We start from the raw sequence: 18,144 nt of genomic DNA, 5'->3' as shown, positions 1-18,144 counted from the left end.
CCAACGATGATTCATCTGAATGTCAGAACTGCTTATAGTTTACTACAAAGTACAATCCGGTTAGAACAATATGTCTTGCAGATGACCGAACGGGGAAGTCGTTCCGTGGCGATCGCAGACGATGCGTTCTATGGGGTTCCGACATTTTTGTCATATTGCCAACGATATGAGGTGAAACCGCTAATCGGACTGAGAACGGTCCTCCGATTGGATGGGTTAGACGTATCCGTGATTGTGTATTCATCTAACGAAACGGAGCTTAAGGAACAATATCGTATCATCCAGGCGGGAGGAATTGAAGGACGGACAACGATGCCGCTGATCGTATTACCTGAAAATTGGAAAGCGAGTGATCCGGTTCACCGGCGTCGCCTTTATCATCAACTCTTGTCGTTTGTCGATGAAGAGAAGCTGTGGCTCGGACTACCGGCACCTCAGACTACGGAACAGGTACAAGTGTTGAAACAACTTCGTCTCATGCGCGAAGAGCTTGCTGTCCAATTGATTCCGGCCCCTGAAACGAGATACATGAGACCGGAAGATGTGGAAGGATTCCGAGCCATTTCTGCCATTCGCGAAGGGGACGTGATGTCGAATGAAGACGTGCGACAAAAAGGATTGCACGTTCGACTACCGAGTGAAATGAATGACTGGTTCACAACGGAAGAATTATCGGAACTGGATCGATTCGAGGCATTGATTCGGCTAGATCATCTACCACGTGCGGAAGGGGCGATTCCAGAAATTCCGGATGCCGATCAAAAGCTGAAACGACTTGTCGGTGAGCGGTTGAAGGCGATGGAACTCGTGAAAGAACCTTACATCGAGCGGGCAAAGTTTGAGCTTGAAGTCATCGCCAATACCGGATTTTCTTCCTATTTCTTGATCGTGGAAGACATCGTTCGGTTTGCTCGAGAATCTGGGATTGAAGTAGGTCCGGGGCGTGGATCGGCAGCAGGTTCACTCGTCAGTTTTGCCCTCCATATCACGGAAGTCGATCCGGTTCATTACGGGTTGTTGTTCGAACGATTCTTAAATCCAGAGCGTGTGTCGATGCCAGACATAGACCTCGATTTTGAAGATGAACGTCGTGAGGAAGTGGTTTCTTACGTACTATCAAGATACGGTCATACGCATGCCGCACAGATCGGGACACTTGCCACGTTCGGTGCGAAAGCGGCAATTCGAGACGTTGCGAGAGCGCTCGGGATGACCCTTGAGGAAGGGCAGGCTGCGAGCAAGCAAGTGAAAGCCGGAGGACTTGATGAACTGATGTCGAGCCAGAAGCAGATGAAGTGGTTTGCCGGTAGCCAAAAGCGTCAGCAGTTATTACGGATTGCCAAACAGCTAGAAGGTTTGCCGCGTCAATCCTCCGTTCACGCGGCAGGAGTGGTGCTCAGTCGTCAACCGATTGAAGAAGTGACTCCGCTCCAACCCGAACTTGAAGAACACGTGACCCAATATAATATGAAGGATTTGGAAGAGGTCGGGCTTCTGAAAATTGACTTGCTCGGATTACGAAACTTGAGTCGCTTGCGAAAGATGGAGGATTTGATTCGAGAAAGTGATGCGCTGTTCTCTCTGAAAACAATTCCGTTAAACGATGCTCGGACGTATCGATTGCTTGCGAGAGGTGAGACGGACGGAATCTTCCAATTTGAATCGACCGGGATGAAGCAAGCGCTTCGACAAGTGAAACCGACTGAGTTTGAAGATATCGTTGTCACGATGTCACTCTATCGCCCGGGACCGATGCAATTCATCGAAACGTATGCGAAGCGAAAACACGGTATGCCTTACCAACCAGTCCACCCAGACGTAGAAGACGTCATGAGACCGACATACGGTGTACTCGTCTATCAAGAACAGGTGATGAAACTTCTCCGTAAACTCGGAGGCTATTCCTATGCGGAAGCGGATTTGGTCAGACGTGCTATTGCCAAAAAGGATACCGGAACGATTGCTCGGGAACGAGAACGATTTTTGCAACAAGCAAAAGCGGGAGACCAGGACGTCTTGGCGCAAATCTTTTCATGGATTGAAAAGTTTGCCGGGTACGGATTTAACCGCTCTCACGCTGTCGCCTACAGTTTGATCAGTTACCGATTGGCTTACGTCAAAGCACATTTCCCTCGTGTCTTTCATGTGGTGACATCAGAAAAAACAACGGAACTTGTCAGACTGTTACGGAAAGATCAAATTCCGGTGTACCCACCGGACGTCTTACATGGTCACGCTGACGCGACACTTGAGGGACCGGGCGTCCGGCTCGGGTTGAAGGCGGTCCAGGGGTTGACCAAACGGGATGTGGACCGACTGATTGAACTGAACGGGCAGTTGAAAGATGTCAGAACGCTTCAAGAAGCCATGGAGTGGAAGAATAAAGACCAACTGAAATTACGTCGATTACTTGGTGCGGGCGCGCTCGACCGGATGTATCACGGTGACCGGACACATGCCTTTGAAGCAGTCGAACGTTTGCGAGAAGAAGCGGGAACACATTTTTTACCGGATGAGCTGTCTTCACTCGGACTAAAACAGAAAAAAGTGAAAGAACCGAATTGGTCTGAAGAAGAGAGGGAGGCGCTCGGGACATGGGTGGTCCACTCTCCATTGACGGCACTTCCGGATATCGGGATCGAACCGTCTACAATTGAAGAAGTCATGAATGGAACAAACGGTTATCTCGTCGTATATGTAGATGACGTACGTACGTTCATGACAAAAAAACAAGAACGGATGGGTGTTCTCATGGTGGACGATGGCATGACGCAAGACGAGGTCGTCGTGTTTCCTCGAACATTCGCGCAGTTTGGACGGTCCCTCTATGCCGGTAACATCTTGTTACTCGAGGTCCATTCGAATGAACGGGATGGTCGCAAGCAATTGATTGTCGAACGGGTTCGACCGTTACACGGGCAAGCCTTATTCATCCGGCTCACACTCGACCGCTTCCCTGAATTGGAAGATTGGATTCAACGAGCACAAGGGGATGTCCCGGTTGTATGCCGATTCACGGATTCGAAGGAAGTGAAACAACTGGCTTCAGCTTTTTCAATCAATCCGAATGAAGAGTATGTGGCGGAAGCGAAAAGACGGTTCGGGGAAGAAAATGTCGTACTGAAACGAATCGATACAAAAATGGTTGGTCCAGAAACTAGTACCAAGTCCTAAAAAGTGATATAATCGCACTAATTGGTCTGACCACTTAAGTTTGATAGGTGATCCAAAAAAGGGAGTTGAACGGTCAGATGCATGAAAAACACGCATCCTCATTTCACGGAAACATTTCAAAGATTAGAAAATTAATTGTCCAAACGTCTTTAGTTCCAGGTGATCGGCTTCCATCCGAACGAGAGCTCGCCGAAACGCTGTCCATTAGCCGCGCTTCGGTTCGCGAAGCGTTACGGGCGTTGAGCTTTTTAGGCATCGTGGAGACGAGACATGGTGGTGGCACCTTTTTGTGTGAACAAGACCGACATCGGTACATCGAGATATTGTCGGAGTTCATTGTGACCAAACAGACGAAAGCGACCGATATTATCGAGATGCTTCGACTATTGGAGCGCATGGCGTTTTCAGAAATTGAACCAACTAAAGAACGACTGGATCTGCTAGAGACGGTGATCGATGATGATCGAACGTTTCGCCAGCAACTCATCTTTCAGTTGAAGAATGAACTGTTCATTCGAATTTGGAGTGAGGTCAACCGCTTTTTTGAAGGATTAGACGTTGGGGATTTATACACGCTCGAGGAACGGAAACGATTTGTCGAGACGTGGCGTGGAATGGGGATGCCGAAATGAACGAGGGGGAAGCGATGACTGCTTTTTTCAAGAAACCGAAACGATATATGCCATTGCGTCAACGAGAACCAAAGATTGACGCACCACAGGGATTAATGACGAAATGTCCATCTTGTAAATATATGCATTATACAAAACAGTTGAATGAGAACCACAAAGTGTGTGATTGCGGCTATCATTTTCCGCTTCATGCGCAAGAACGGATTGATATGCTTGTCGACGAAGGGTCGTTCGAACGCTTCGCGGGACCTTCTGTCAAGGCGAATCCACTCGACTTCCCTGACTATGAGGAGAAGTTGACGAAAGATCGTGAGCGGACCGGGATCGAAGAGGCCGTCGTATGTGGAAAGGCGACAATCGACGGACTTCCACTCGTTGTCTGTGTGATGGATGCGAGATTCCGAATGGGATCGATGGGTGCATACGTCGGAGAAGCGATTGCTTCGGCTGTTCGAACCGCCACATCACTTGGGCTTCCAGTCGTCTTGTTCACAGCATCAGGTGGGGCACGGATGCAAGAAGGAATGGTCAGTTTGATGCAAATGGCCAATACGTCCATCGCTCTAAAAGAACATGACGAAGCAGGACTGCTGTACATCGCGTATTTGACACATCCGACGACTGGTGGTGTGTCAGCGAGTTTTGCGATGCTTGGCGACTTGAACGTCGCGGAACCGGGAGCGCTCATCGGGTTTGCAGGACGACGAATCATCGAACAGACGATTCGGGAAAAGCTTCCAGAGAACTTTCAAACTGCCGAGTTTCTACTTGAGTCTGGGCAGCTGGATGCAGTCATTCATCGTGAACAGATGCGTTCGTTCTTGAAGAAGATGATCGAATTACACGATGGGGGTGTCCGTCATGTTTGACCCAATCAAAGAAGTCACCGAACAGCTAAATAAATTACGGGAGACGGCTGAGACGAAAGGGATTGATTTATCCCGAGAGATTCGTCATCTCGAGTTAAAGCTCGACCGATTAGAAAAAGATATTTATGGGAATATGAAACCGTGGGACCGCGTCCAGTTGGCGCGAAACCCGAAGCGTCCGACGACGCTCGATTACATCCAACATTTGTTCCCTGACTTCATGGAACTTCATGGGGACCGACACGGATATGACGATGCGGCAATCGTATCTGGACTCGCAACGTTTGAAGGAGTGCCGGTGACGATTATCGGACATCAGCGTGGGCGGAACACGAAAGAGAACATGAAACGGAATTTTGGTATGCCACACCCGGAGGGCTATCGAAAAGCCTTGCGTTTCATGAAGCAAGCCGAAAAGTTCAACCGTCCCATTTTGACATTTATTGACACGAAAGGGGCTTATCCGGGGAAAGCCGCAGAAGAGAGAGGGCAAAGTGAAGCGATTGCCCGTAACTTGTTTGAGATGGCGACGCTGAAAGTGCCGATCGTCTCCGTTGTCATTGGGGAAGGTGGTTCAGGCGGTGCGCTTGGAATTGGTGTATGCGACCGTCTATTGATGCTTGAGAATAGTACGTACTCGGTCATCTCGCCAGAAGGTGCAGCGGCACTGTTGTGGAAAGATGCGAAACAAGCAGAACGTGCGGCGGAGACGATGAAGATTACAGCACAAGATTTATTCAACCTAGGGATTGTCGATCAAGTGGTAGGAGAAGTGTATGGGGGGGCACACGTTGATGTGTCACTACAGTCGTCACTCTTGAAACCTGTCTTATTACAGCATATGAATGAGTTGCTCGCGCAATCGACTTCTGAGCTGATTCAAGGACGTGCGACCAAATATCATCAAATTGGCACAATTAATGAGTGAAAACGGTAACAATGGCTTTGAATAAAGCTTTATTCATTCATCAACTGACTGTTTTGTAAGATACCCTATGCATTTTTTTCACATACTTGTGTTGTAAAACAAAGGTCAGACGTGGTATTTTATTTTCAGATTTCGTTAAAACACATAAGAGGTGAGCGACGTGAATTTAAAACGTATTGCGGTATTAACAAGCGGAGGAGACGCTCCTGGAATGAACGCTGCTGTCCGTGCCGTGACCCGAAAAGCAATTTTTGAAGGTCTTGAAGTGTACGGCGTGTATAACGGCTATCAAGGATTAATCGAAGGTGATTTAGTCGAATTAAATCTTGGATCAGTCGGCGATATCATTCAACGTGGAGGTACGTTCCTTCGCTCTGCGCGCTGTCCTGAATTCAGAACAGAAGAAGGTCGCGCGAAAGCAGTAGAACAGTTGAAGAAGTTCAATATCGATGCCCTCGTGGTCATTGGTGGAGATGGCTCTTATCGCGGAGCTCAAAAATTGACTGAACTCGGATTCCCAACAATCGGCCTTCCGGGTACAATCGATAACGATATCCCAGGAACAGATGCGACAATCGGTTTCGACACGGCGCTCAACACAGCGCTTGATGCGATCGATAAGATTCGTGATACGGCGTCATCACATGAACGCACGTATGTCATCGAGGTCATGGGTCGCGACGCTGGTGATATCGCGCTTTATTCTGGTCTCGCTGGTGGTGCTGAGTCGATTCTCGTCCCAGAACGTCCAGAGGATTTGAATGCAATCGTGGAACGAATCAATCACGGGATTGCACGCGGTAAGAAGCACTCGATCGTCATTGTTGCTGAAGGTGCGGGAAGTGCGGAAGAAATCGGCAAATTGATTGCTGAGAAGACGAACTCAGAAACACGCGTCACGATTCTCGGTCACATCCAACGTGGTGGTTCCCCAACTGCCGCTGACCGTGTCCTTGCAAGTCGTATGGGTGCATACGCTGTTGAGATCTTGCTTGAAGGGAAAGCGGGCCGCGTTGTCGGAATCCGTAACAACCAGATGATGGATCTTGATATCGATGAGGCGCTCGACAATAACAAGCACACGATTGATATGCAATTGATTGACCTCGTTAACCAATTGTCGATTTAAACGATTTTGTATGTTGCAGAGACGGGATACGGTCCAAGGCCCCCCGTTTTCTGTTTGTAAGTTGCACTATATCCCCTAGGAGGTTTTTATATTATGCGTAGAACGAAAATTGTATGTACCATTGGACCGGCTTCTGAGAAGCGTCTTCCTGAGATGATCGAAGCTGGGATGAACGTTGCCCGTCTCAACTTCTCACACGGTGACTATGAAGAGCACGGAGCTCGTATCCGTGACATCCGTGAAGCGGCGAAAGCAGCGGGTAAAGTTGTCACTGTTCTTCTCGACACAAAAGGTCCAGAGATCCGCACGCATACATTCGAAGACGGTAAGGCACTTCTTGAAAAAGGAAAAGAAGTCACAATCGTCTCAACGGAAGAAATCGTCGGAACGAAAGATCGTTTCTCTGTGACGTACGAAGGACTCTACGATGATGTGGAAGTCGGTTCACACATCATGCTCGACGACGGTCTCATCGGACTCCGTGTCGTTGAAAAGCTTGATAACCGTGATCTCCGTTGCGTCATTGAAAACGAAGGAATCATCAAGACGAAGAAAGGTGTTAACTTGCCAAACGTCAAGGTAAACCTTCCTGCCCTCACGGACAAAGACATCGCGGACATCGAGTTCGGGATCTCACAAGACATTGACGTGATTGCAGCATCATTCGTACGTCGTGCATCTGACGTAGTTGAAATTCGCCAACTTCTCGAAAAACATAACGCATCACACATCAAGATTTACCCGAAAATCGAGAACCAAGAAGGTGTCGATAACATCGAAGAAATCTTGGCAATCTCTGACGGTTTGATGGTAGCCCGTGGGGACCTCGGAATTGAAATCCCGACAGAAGAAGTGACACCAGTTCAAAAAGAACTCATCAAGAAGTGTAACGATCTCGGGAAGCCGGTCATCACAGCAACGCAAATGCTTGATTCAATGCAACGTAACCCGCGTCCGACACGCGCGGAAGCATCAGACGTAGCAAACGCAATCTTGGATGGAACAGACGCAGTCATGCTTTCTGGTGAAACAGCTGCAGGGGACTACCCAATCGAATCTGTTCAAATGCAAGCTGCAATCGCAGAGCGTACAGAACGCATGCTCGACTACAAAAACTTGTTGAAAGATCGTCAGAAGCGCAGTGAGCACACAGTGACGGATGCGATCTCTCAAGCGGTTGCGCACACGGCAATCAACTTGAACGCCAAAGCAATCTTGACACCGACACAATCAGGTTATACGGCTGCTCGTACAGCGAAGTATCGTCCTGAAGCGAACATCATCGCGGTGACAGAATCGGAGCGCGTTGCGCGTCAATTGAACCTCGTATGGGGCGTATACCCAATCGTTGCTGAAACAATGCCGAACAACACGGATGAAATGTTGGTTCAAGCATCGGAAGCGGCACGTCACGCTGGATTCGTCACTGACGGTGACCTCGTTGTCATCTCAGCTGGTATTCCTGCGGCGACAGCTGGTACGACAAACATGATGAAAGTCCATATCGTTGGTCACGCTCTCGCAGACGGGCGTGGAATCGGTGAGCGCGGTGTTGTTGGAGAAGTCGTTGTCGCGAAAAATGCGGATGAAGCAAATGCAAAAGCGAAAGACGGCATGATTCTTGTCGCACCATTCACAGATAAAGAAATGATGCCTGCGATCGAAAAAGCGGCTGGGATCATCACAGAAGACGGCGGATTGACGAGCCATGCTGGGATCGTTGGACCATCACTTCGCAAGCCAGTCATCGTAGGTGTTGATGCAGCGACAGCATCGCTTCGTGACGGTCAGATGATTTCAATCGACCCACTCACAGGTAAAATCTACAACGCATAATTGAACGACAATCGAACCGGCCTTCTACAAAGGTCGGTTCTTTTTCCGTTCAAAGAAAGGAATACGTATGAGTGCATATCTATTTTTATTGATGCTTGTCTTAATCGGTGTCATTTCAAATAACCAATCTGTCATTATCGCAAGTAGCGTCTTGTTGATCATCAAAGCAATCGGATTCGGAGACCAGTTATTTCCGACACTTGCATCGAAAGGAATCAGCTGGGGTGTGACAATCATTACGATCGCAGTTCTCGTCCCAATCGCAACCGGCGATATCGGGTTTAAAGAATTGTGGAATAGTATTAAAGGGCCGGTCGGGATTGTCGCATTTGCCTCAGGGATGTTCGTTGCCATTGCTGCGGGGCAAGGTGTACAACTGATGCGTGTCGACCCGGTCGTCACCACGGCACTCCTCGCAGGTACGATTCTAGCGGTTGGATTCATGAAAGGGATTCCCGTTGGACCGCTTGTCGGAGCTGGTATCGCGGCATTGATTTTAGGTGGATATCAAGTTATTGAAAAATGGTTTTGATATTTTCTGACAACTGAAGCCGCTTACATTTCTTTTTTGCAATAAATTGTTTATACTATATAAAGGACAGGGTAAACGGAGACTGGGTGAATGCAGGGGAACAACCCGTCCCGTATCCTTATTCCCTATAAACAGACTGTTTTTACGGTCGACCACTTTATTCAAGACTGAGGGGGAGTTATGAATGTCAACGACAAAAGGGTTAGAAGGTATTGTGGCAGCAGCCTCAAAAGTCAGCTCAATTATTGACGGACAATTGACTTACGGAGGATACACCATTGATGATTTAGCGGACAACGCCACATTCGAAGAAGTAGTGTTCTTATTGTGGAACGACCACTTACCAAATGCAGAGGAATTGACAGCGCTCTCAGATGCGCTTGTAAAAGAAGCGACATTGCCTGATGAGGTGATTGATACGTTAAGACGTGCACCGAAATCAGCCAATGCAATGGCGACTATTCGTACGGCACTTTCGCAACTCGCTCTATATGATGAGGAATCTGAAGACATGAGTGACGAGGCCAACATGCGTAAAGCGATTCGCCTACAAGCACAAGTCGCTACAATCGTGACGGCATTCGCCCGTCTTCGTAAAGGGGAGCAGCCGGTCGCACCGAAACCAGGTCTTTCTTACGCTGCGAACTTCTTATACATGCTAAACGGTGAAGAGCCGAGCGATGTAGCAGAAAAGACGATTGATAAAGCGCTCATCTTACACGCAGACCACGAGTTGAATGCTTCGACATTCACTGCTCGCGTTTGTGTAGCGACGCTCTCGGATATGTACTCAGGTGTCACGGCGGCCATGGGGGCACTCAAAGGGCCACTTCACGGTGGTGCGAACGAAGCGGTAATGAAAATGTTGCACGAGATCGACTCGGTCGACCGTGTTGAAGAATATGTTCGTGGCAAATTCGAGCGCAAAGAGAAGATCATGGGCTTCGGTCACCGCGTTTACAAGGATGGCGACCCACGTGCGAAACATTTGAAAGAAATGAGCCGTCAGTTGACTGCTCAAATCGGCGAACCGAAATGGTATGAGATGTCTGAGAAAATCGACCATCTTGTCGAAACGGAAAAAGGTTTGAAACCAAATGTCGATTTCTATTCAGCTTCAACTTATTATGCGCTCGGTCTCGAAGAAGATCTATTCACACCAATCTTCGCCGTATCTCGTATGTCTGGCTGGATTGCGCACATTCTCGAACAATATGCGGATAATCGCTTGATTCGTCCACGTGCGGAATATGTCGGTGAAACGAGCCGTAAGTATGTTCCGGTAAACGAACGTTAATTCGAGACACATTTTAGACAAAAGTTTGGTAAACTAACAAGTGACGTAGGTCGGCGCACGCGTCGACCTACAGTAATGTACTTAGGGGGATTCATTATGTTGACACAAGGACAAAAGATTACAGTTGAAAACGGTGTATTGAACGTACCAAATGTACCGACCGTACCATTCATTATCGGTGACGGAACAGGTCCTGACATTTGGAATGCGGCTGTTCGCGTATTTGACGCTGCGGTTGAAAAAGCATATGGCGGCGACAAGAAAATCGAATGGATGGAAGTATATGCTGGGGAAAAAGCATATAACGAAAAAGGCGAATGGCTCCCAACAGAGACACTTGATCAAATTCGTGAGTACTTGATTGCCATCAAAGGACCACTTACGACTCCGGTCGGTGGAGGAATTCGTTCATTGAACGTCGCACTTCGTCAAGAACTCGATTTATATACATGCCTTCGCCCAGTTCGTTACTTCACAGGTGTTCCTTCACCAGTAAAACGTCCTGAAGATACAGATATGGTCATCTTCCGTGAAAATACTGAAGATATCTATGCTGGAATCGAGTACGCTTCAGGAAGCGATGAAGTAAAAAAACTCATCAAATTCTTGCAAGACGAGATGAATGTCAACAAAATCCGTTTCCCAGAAACATCAGGAATCGGAATCAAGCCAGTTTCTTCTGAAGGAACAGAACGTTTGGTTCGTGCAGCAATTGAATATGCGATTGCGAACAACCGTAAATCTTTAACGCTCGTCCACAAAGGGAACATCATGAAGTTCACAGAAGGCGCCTTCAAAAACTGGGGTTATGCACTCGCTGAAGCGGAATACGGTGACAAAGTGTTCACATGGGCACAGTACGACCGCATCAAAGAAGAATCTGGTGAAGCAGCTGCTAACGAAGCTCAGTCGAAAGCGGAAGCTGAAGGGAAAATTATCGTCAAAGATTCAATCGCTGATATCTTCCTCCAGCAGATTTTGACACGTCCACGTGAGTTCGACGTCGTTGCGACGATGAACTTGAACGGTGACTATATCTCAGATGCACTTGCTGCTCAAGTAGGTGGAATCGGGATCGCGCCTGGTGCGAACATCAACTACATCACAGGACACGCAATCTTCGAAGCGACACACGGTACAGCTCCGAAATACGCGGGTCTCGATAAAGTAAACCCTTCTTCAGTCATTCTTTCAGGTGAGATGATGCTCCGCCACATGAACTGGAACGAAGCGGCTGACCTCATCATCAACTCAATGGAGAAAACGATCGCTTCGAAAGTTGTCACATACGACTTCGCACGTCTCATGGACGGAGCGACAGAAGTGAAATGTTCAGAGTTCGCGGATGAATTGATTAAAAACATGTAAGACGACCGAGGAGGAGAGCTCATGATTCGTCGTAACAAAATTTCTGTTATTGGAAGTGGCTTCACCGGTGCAACGACTGCACTGTACTTGGCTCAACGTGAGCTAGGGGATGTCGTACTGCTCGATATGGAAGAAAAAGTAGGACCGACGAAAGGGAAAGCGCTCGACATGCAAGAAACGGCACCGATTCAAGGGTTTGATTCGTGGGTCACAGGTACGTCTGATTACGCGGACACGGCCGATTCCGATGTGGTTGTCATTACCGCGGGAATCGCGCGCAAGCCGGGGATGAGCCGGGACGACCTCGTCGCAACGAACGCAAACGTCATGCGCTCGGTTGTGAAAGAGATTGCCCGTTACTCTCCAGACGCCATCCTGATCGTATTGACGAACCCAGTAGACGCCATGACGTACGCGGCGTTCAAAGAATCAGGGTTCCCGAAAGAACGCGTCATCGGTCAATCCGGTGTATTGGATACGGCTCGCTTCCGAACGTTTGTGGCACAAGAGCTGAATGTTTCTGTCAAAGACGTATCTGGATTCGTCCTTGGAGGTCATGGAGACGAAATGGTGCCTCTCGTACGCTATTCTTACGCTGGAGGCATCCCGCTCGAAAAACTCATCCCACATGAGCGAATCGAGCAAATCGTTGAACGGACACGAAAAGGTGGCGGCGAGATTGTCCAACTACTGGGCGATGGCTCGGCGTATTACGCGCCAGCCGCTGCCATCGTGGAGATGGTCGAGGCGATTGTAAAAGATCAGCGTCGAATCTTACCGGCCATCGCATACCTTGAGGGAGAGTACGGATTCCATGATTTGTATCTTGGCGTCCCGACGATTCTTGGTAAACATGGAATTGAGCAAGTGTTAGAGCTCGACTTGACGGATGAAGAAAAAGCAGCGCTATCGAAGTCTGCGGATTCTGTCCGCTCGGTATTAAGCGTCTTATAAGTTTGAGGTGCTTCCTGTCATGTTGCAGGAGGCACCTTTTTTGCGCCTTCTCTCTTATCGAACATGCTACACTGAAAGTGGATTTGTTTTGTTTTTGTAAAGATTTGCTTTGAGGTTGGTCGTTTCAAGCATTGATTTGTAAAATAGAAAGTGACATTTGATGGTTTAAGAGGAGGAAGCAGTGTGGCTGATAAAGTAATTGTTGTCGACGATGAAGTATCGATTGCGACATTATTGAAATTTAATTTAGAACAGGCTGGCTTTGAAGTAGAGACGGCGCACGACGGCAAAACCGGATTGGAATTGGCTGAGAAAAAGGACGCCGTGCTCATCGTGCTCGACTTGATGCTGCCGGAGATGGATGGACTTGAAGTGTGCAAACGACTCCGTCAGCAAAAAGTCAATACACCGATTTTAATGCTCACGGCAAAAGATGATGAGTTTGACAAAGTATTGGGGCTCGAGCTCGGAGCGGACGATTATTTGACGAAGCCGTTCAGCCCACGTGAAGTAGTCGCGCGCGTCAAAGCGATTCTTAGACGTTCTGCCCCGCAAGAATCGGCGGTTGAAGAGGACGTCATTCAAATCGGAGATGTTAAAATCGTCACTTCAAACTACGAAGTGTTCAAGCAAGGAGAGCGCCTCGAATTGACGCCGAAAGAATTCGAATTGTTAGCCTATTTGGCGAAAAATAAAGGACGCGTGTTGACGCGAGACCAATTGTTATCGGCCATTTGGAATTATGACTTTGTAGGTGATACCCGGATTGTTGATGTCCATATCAGTCACCTTCGTGAAAAAATTGAACCGGTAACGAAGAAACCGACCTATATTAAAACGATTCGTGGTCTTGGCTATAAGATGGAGGAGCCGACTTCGGAATGAAGACGTATCGCTCTAGATTTATGACGACTCTCATTTTTCTTGTCACCGGTGTCTTGTTGACGCTCGGGATTGTCCTTGGGCAACTCTTCAAAGACTTTTATCTGGATTCTGAACGAGACCGTCTAAAAGAAGATGCTCAATTGGCAGCCCTCTACCTCGAAGGAGGCGAATTGGACGAGATTCGTGAGTATGTCGGTCAAATCGATGACGGAAGCAGCTTTGATATTCTCCTTCTCAATAGTCGGATGGAGGTAATCGCTGGCACGCCGTTTCGCGTCGGGTCCATCGATTACAAAATTGATCCGAATATGGTCCCTGAGGAAGGGACGTTCGGTGAAGCGGATGAGGACGAGTTGATTCAATACACAAAACCGATCGAACTTGCGACGGGTGGGACAGTCTATTTAACATTCATCCGTTATGTATCGGATTTAGAAGGGGTGTACAATCGCATCTGGTTGACGATTGCCCTCGCGCTCTTCTTCTCCTTCTTCATAATTTTATTCGTGCTCCAACATTTGACGAATCAATTTATTCGACCAATCGATGAGGCGACGATCGTTTTGCGGGAACTGGCGGACGGGAATTATCGGGCCCGTGTGTATGAACTCAGAAATGATGAAGAGACCGGTAGCCTAGCAGGGTCAATCAACGTGCTTGCCCGGAATTTGGAGTCAATTTCTCTCGGGGAGTCCGTACAACGGGCGAGACTCGAATCGTTAATCGAGTATATGGGGGCGGGTCTTCTGCTCGTCGACGAGCGAGGGATTGTCACGTTGGTCAACCGCTCTTATCGTGAAATGTTCCAATACGATGATTTAACGATTGGACAATTTTATCACGGGATTCTACCGAGTCCTGAAGTAGAAACACTGATCGAAGACGTTTATCTGACGGAAGAGGTCCACCGCCGTCAGTTATCGATTCGAACGGGATTCAATCAAAAAACGTATATGGTATCCGCAGCACCGATTTTCAGTGACACCGGGATGCTTCGCGGCACGACGTTACTGTTTAACGATATCACGGAACTGAAACGACTTGAGAAGATGCGGAAAGATTTCGTGGCGAACGTTAGTCATGAACTGAAGACACCGCTCACATCCATACGTGGGTTTAGTGAGACGCTTCTTGATGGGGCGAAAGAAGTCCCGGAACTTCGAGACCAGTTTTTAGACATCATCCAGAAAGAAGCGACACGGATGCAGATGCTTGTTGAGGATCTCCTTGAATTGTCGAGATTGGAGCGGGATGACTTCCAAATGGAGTTGGTGTCCGTCGATCTGAATCAGCTCGTCGATGAGGTCTGTCTCCTGCTCAGTCAAAAGGCGAGCAAGAAGTCGATTCAGCTAGAAACGAAACACGAGGGGACGGTCGTCTTGCAAGCGGACCTGAACCGAATGAAGCAAGTCATCATGAACTTGGTCGCCAACGCCATCAACTATTCACCAGAAGGAAGTCGTGTCGACATCGCCGTGGAAGCAATGGCAGATTCCTATAAACTTCGCGTCAAGGACAACGGAATCGGGATCGCCGAAAAAGAAGTGAGTCGTATTTTTGAGCGCTTCTATCGTGTCGATAAGGCAAGAAGTCGGAACTCGGGTGGAACTGGCCTCGGACTCGCCATCGTGAAACACATCATCGATTTGCATCATGCCACGATCGACGTAGAGAGTGAGGAAGGCAAAGGAACGACGTTTACCATTACATTCCCTCGGGTTTAACAATGACTTTATCGTTCGTTCATATTTACTTTACAAAACCTTGCTATTCTATGAATGAGACCTCTTCATCATCTCGTGACTCGATCGGTGCTCATCTCCACACGATCGAGAATTTGGCCCTTTTCTATTCGTAGAAAAGGGTCTTTTTTTTCGAACGCATGTACCCGTATGGTATGATGGTTGAAGAGAAGAATGGAGGTCGATTGAATGAATAAACTACTAGTCCTTGATGGGAACTCCTTAACATATCGTGCGTTTTTTGCACTGCCTCCGATGTCGGATGCGTCAGGTCGGAATACGAATGCAGTGTATGGGTTTACGATGATGTTATTGAAACTAATGGAAGATGAGCAACCGACTCATTTTGCTGTGGCGTTCGATGCGTCAAAGAAAACGTTCCGTCACGATACGTTCGCGGAATACAAAGGTGGACGTCAAAAGACACCGGGAGAATTGCGTGAACAATTTCCGCTCGTGCGTGACGTTTGTCGGGCGTTTGGCATCTCTGTCTTAGAGCTTGACCAATACGAGGCGGATGATATCATCGGGACGCTCTCAAAAGACCCGACTTTTGATCAGGTGACGGTTGTGACGGGGGATAAGGATTTACTTCAATTGATCAATGAACGTGTGACGGTCTATTTGACGAAACGAGGCATCACCGACGTCGAGAAAATGACCGTGACCGCGTTCAAGGAACGCTACGACGGACTACAACCGATTCAGATGATTGACCTAAAAGGATTAATGGGAGATAAATCTGACAACATTCCTGGTATTCCAGGGGTCGGGGAAAAGACGGCACTGAAGTTGATTGCCACATACGGTACCGTCGAGGCCCTTTACGAACATACGGATGAGTTGAAAGGGAAGCAAAAGGAAAAAGTAGAGGCGAATGAACAAGAAGCGAAAATGTCGAAACAGTTGGCGACCATTTACACGGATGTACCGATTGATGTGACGATGGATGATCTTCTCTTTAAGCCATATGACGCTTCGGTCGTCAAAACGTTATTTATGGATTTACAGTTCAAGTCACTCGTCGGCAAACTGACGGATACCTCTTCAGAAGAACCGGTTGAAAAAGCGGAACGACTAACAATCGCGTTGGCCGATCAAGATTTATCGCGAGCTGTGTTAATGCTTGAACAGCTGAATGATGATTATTTTGAAGAAGACGTGATTGGAGTGGCGATCGCGTCGGAACGAGGTGTCACGATTGGAGATGTGACGCTTCTTGAGGACGAACGGGTCAAGGAATGGATCGAAAACGAGACGAAGACGACGATTTGTCTCGATGCGAAGCAGACAATTATTCAATTGAAACGTCACCAATTGGCACTGCGTGGGTATGAAGACCTGCTTGTCGCAGGGTATTTGCTCAACCTATCTGGTGGGACGTCTCTCAGCTCGATTGCCGCACACTTTACGTATCCTCTCGAGGAAGATGAAACGGTCTACGGAAAAGGTGCAAAAATCAAGGTGCCGGAAGAGAATGTTTTTCATGCTCATCTCGCAGAAAAGGCGTACGCCATCTATACATTGTTTGAACGCATTGTTTCGGAGTTGAAAGAGAATGAACAGACAGAACTCTATGAGGCGCTTGAAAAACCACTCGTCTCCGTATTGGCCGAGATGGAGTGGGCTGGTATCCACGTAAATGTCGAAACGCTTCAACATATGGAAACGGACCTGCGTGAACGTCTAAATGCACTTGAGGTCACGATTCATGAATTAGCCGGGGAACCGTTCAACATCAACTCACCGAAACAGTTAGGGGTCGTATTATTTGAAAAACTGTCACTCCCTCCTGTGAAAAAGACGAAAACAGGATACTCAACGGCAGCGGATGTCCTCGAAAAATTGGCACCGCTTCATCCGATCATTGAGAAAATCATGCATTATCGTGAACTTGGCAAACTTCAGTCCACGTATGTCGAGGGCTTGCAGAAAGTCGTGAAGGATGATGGCAAGATTCATACGCGTTATACACAGACGCTTACTCAAACGGGACGGCTTTCGTCGGTTAACCCGAACCTTCAAAATATTCCGATTCGATTAGAAGAAGGGCGTCGCATCCGTAAAGCGTTTACCGCGAGTGAACCGGGATGGGTACTTTATGCGGTCGATTACTCTCAAATCGAACTGCGCATCATGGCACATATGTCACAAGATGAGAAGATGATGGCAGCCTTCCTTCACGATGAGGATATTCATACGTCGACGGCGGCGAACGTGTTTAAAGTTTCCACTGAAGAAGTTACGTCACTCATGCGTCGTCAAGCAAAAGCCGTCAACTTCGGAATCATCTATGGCATCAGTGATTATGGACTCTCACAAAACCTAGGGATTACACGGAAAGAAGCGCAGACCTTTATCGATACGTACTTTGAACAGTTCCCTGGGGTGAAGACGTTCATGGATGCCGCGATTGAACGGGCACGTGAACACGGGTTCGTCGAGACGATGTTGAAACGACGCCGGAACATCCCGGACATCCATTCTCGTAATTTCAACTTGCGTGGGTTTGCTGAACGTACCGCAATCAACACACCGATTCAAGGAACGGCAGCGGACATTATTAAAAAAGCGATGATTGATGTCGATCATGCGTTAAACACGTCAAAACTTCAATCTAAGCTGTTGTTACAAGTACACGATGAATTGATATTCGAAGGTCCGGCCGAAGAGATGGAAGCATTAGAAAAACTTGTGACCGAAGCGATGGAACATACGGTCACACTTGATGTCCCGTTACGTGCGGACGGAGCGGTTGGAACGACATGGTTTGACACGAAATAAACGGATAGAAAGGA

13 protein-coding genes are annotated in these 18,144 nt (G+C 47.9%); all 13 read left to right on the top strand.

The genetic code is table 11. The features are described 5' to 3' along the window. Positions 1-6: 6 nt before the first annotated feature. Positions 7-3,174, top strand: a complete 3,168-nt coding sequence (gene dnaE, locus KNO71_RS01875; RefSeq protein ID WP_196430905.1) for a DNA polymerase III subunit alpha — start codon at positions 7-9, stop codon at positions 3,172-3,174. A gap of 77 nt (positions 3,175-3,251) precedes the next feature. Beyond that, the gene (locus KNO71_RS01870) at positions 3,252-3,806 is read left to right on the top strand and encodes a FadR/GntR family transcriptional regulator (protein WP_214687020.1); all 555 of its coding nucleotides are present in this window, start codon (positions 3,252-3,254) and stop codon (positions 3,804-3,806) included. 14 nt (positions 3,807-3,820) lie between these two features. After that, positions 3,821-4,675 (top strand): acetyl-CoA carboxylase, carboxyltransferase subunit beta, encoded by an 855-nt coding sequence (gene accD, locus KNO71_RS01865; protein ID WP_047795655.1) that lies wholly within the window; start codon positions 3,821-3,823, stop codon positions 4,673-4,675. Then, positions 4,668-5,603, top strand: coding sequence for an acetyl-CoA carboxylase carboxyltransferase subunit alpha (locus KNO71_RS01860; protein ID WP_012726721.1), 936 nt, complete (start codon positions 4,668-4,670; stop codon positions 5,601-5,603). The genes accD and KNO71_RS01860 overlap by 8 nt, the downstream gene beginning before the upstream one ends. 160 nt (positions 5,604-5,763) lie before the next feature. Continuing rightward, a complete protein-coding gene (gene pfkA / locus KNO71_RS01855; protein WP_012726720.1) occupies positions 5,764-6,732 on the top strand; it encodes a 6-phosphofructokinase in 969 nt (322 codons plus the stop codon). A gap of 93 nt (positions 6,733-6,825) precedes the next feature. Continuing rightward, positions 6,826-8,568, top strand: coding sequence for a pyruvate kinase (gene pyk / locus KNO71_RS01850; protein ID WP_074036515.1), 1,743 nt, complete (start codon positions 6,826-6,828; stop codon positions 8,566-8,568). 67 nt (positions 8,569-8,635) lie between these two features. Then, entirely contained in the window at positions 8,636-9,100 is a 465-nt protein-coding gene (locus KNO71_RS01845; RefSeq protein WP_012726718.1) for a DUF441 domain-containing protein, read from the top strand. A 184-nt stretch (positions 9,101-9,284) separates the two neighbouring features. Further along, complete coding sequence (citZ, locus tag KNO71_RS01840; RefSeq protein ID WP_214687019.1) at positions 9,285-10,397, top strand: citrate synthase; 1,113 nt, start codon at positions 9,285-9,287, stop codon at positions 10,395-10,397. A gap of 99 nt (positions 10,398-10,496) precedes the next feature. Beyond that, positions 10,497-11,765 carry an NADP-dependent isocitrate dehydrogenase gene (gene icd, locus KNO71_RS01835; protein WP_031423152.1) on the top strand — a complete coding sequence of 423 codons (1,269 nt, stop codon included), beginning with the start codon at positions 10,497-10,499 and terminating at the stop codon, positions 11,763-11,765. Between the two features lie 21 nt (positions 11,766-11,786). Then, entirely contained in the window at positions 11,787-12,719 is a 933-nt protein-coding gene (gene mdh, locus KNO71_RS01830) for a malate dehydrogenase (protein WP_214687018.1), read from the top strand. A 183-nt stretch (positions 12,720-12,902) separates the two neighbouring features. Beyond that, positions 12,903-13,604, top strand: coding sequence for a response regulator transcription factor (locus tag KNO71_RS01825; RefSeq protein ID WP_074036521.1), 702 nt, complete (start codon positions 12,903-12,905; stop codon positions 13,602-13,604). Further along, on the top strand, positions 13,601-15,328 hold the full coding sequence (gene pnpS / locus KNO71_RS01820) for a two-component system histidine kinase PnpS (protein WP_214687017.1): 1,728 nt from the start codon (positions 13,601-13,603) through the stop codon (positions 15,326-15,328). The genes KNO71_RS01825 and pnpS overlap by 4 nt, the downstream gene beginning before the upstream one ends. A gap of 207 nt (positions 15,329-15,535) precedes the next feature. Next, a complete protein-coding gene (gene polA, locus KNO71_RS01815; RefSeq protein ID WP_214687016.1) occupies positions 15,536-18,130 on the top strand; it encodes a DNA polymerase I in 2,595 nt (864 codons plus the stop codon). Positions 18,131-18,144: the final 14 nt, after the last annotated feature.

Source organism: Exiguobacterium sp. s163 (genome assembly GCF_018617135.1).
In the GTDB taxonomy this organism is placed as follows: Bacteria; Bacillota; Bacilli; order Exiguobacteriales; family Exiguobacteriaceae; genus Exiguobacterium; species Exiguobacterium profundum.
The sequence above is the reverse complement of the archived record's forward strand: the minus strand, read 5'-3'. Positions and strand labels throughout refer to the sequence as shown.

What these genes read in the sequence shown, in the direction of transcription:
- dnaE (WP_196430905.1), top strand. Translation starts at nt 7, where the DNA reads ATGATTCATCTGAATGTCAGAACTGCTTATAGTTTACTACAAAGTACA.
- KNO71_RS01870 (WP_214687020.1), top strand. Translation starts at nt 3,252, where the DNA reads ATGCATGAAAAACACGCATCCTCATTTCACGGAAACATTTCAAAGATT.
- accD (WP_047795655.1), top strand. Translation starts at nt 3,821, where the DNA reads ATGACTGCTTTTTTCAAGAAACCGAAACGATATATGCCATTGCGTCAA.
- KNO71_RS01860 (WP_012726721.1), top strand. Translation starts at nt 4,668, where the DNA reads ATGTTTGACCCAATCAAAGAAGTCACCGAACAGCTAAATAAATTACGG.
- pyk (WP_074036515.1), top strand. Translation starts at nt 6,826, where the DNA reads ATGCGTAGAACGAAAATTGTATGTACCATTGGACCGGCTTCTGAGAAG.
- KNO71_RS01845 (WP_012726718.1), top strand. Translation starts at nt 8,636, where the DNA reads ATGAGTGCATATCTATTTTTATTGATGCTTGTCTTAATCGGTGTCATT.
- citZ (WP_214687019.1), top strand. Translation starts at nt 9,285, where the DNA reads ATGTCAACGACAAAAGGGTTAGAAGGTATTGTGGCAGCAGCCTCAAAA.
- mdh (WP_214687018.1), top strand. Translation starts at nt 11,787, where the DNA reads ATGATTCGTCGTAACAAAATTTCTGTTATTGGAAGTGGCTTCACCGGT.
- pnpS (WP_214687017.1), top strand. Translation starts at nt 13,601, where the DNA reads ATGAAGACGTATCGCTCTAGATTTATGACGACTCTCATTTTTCTTGTC.
- polA (WP_214687016.1), top strand. Translation starts at nt 15,536, where the DNA reads ATGAATAAACTACTAGTCCTTGATGGGAACTCCTTAACATATCGTGCG.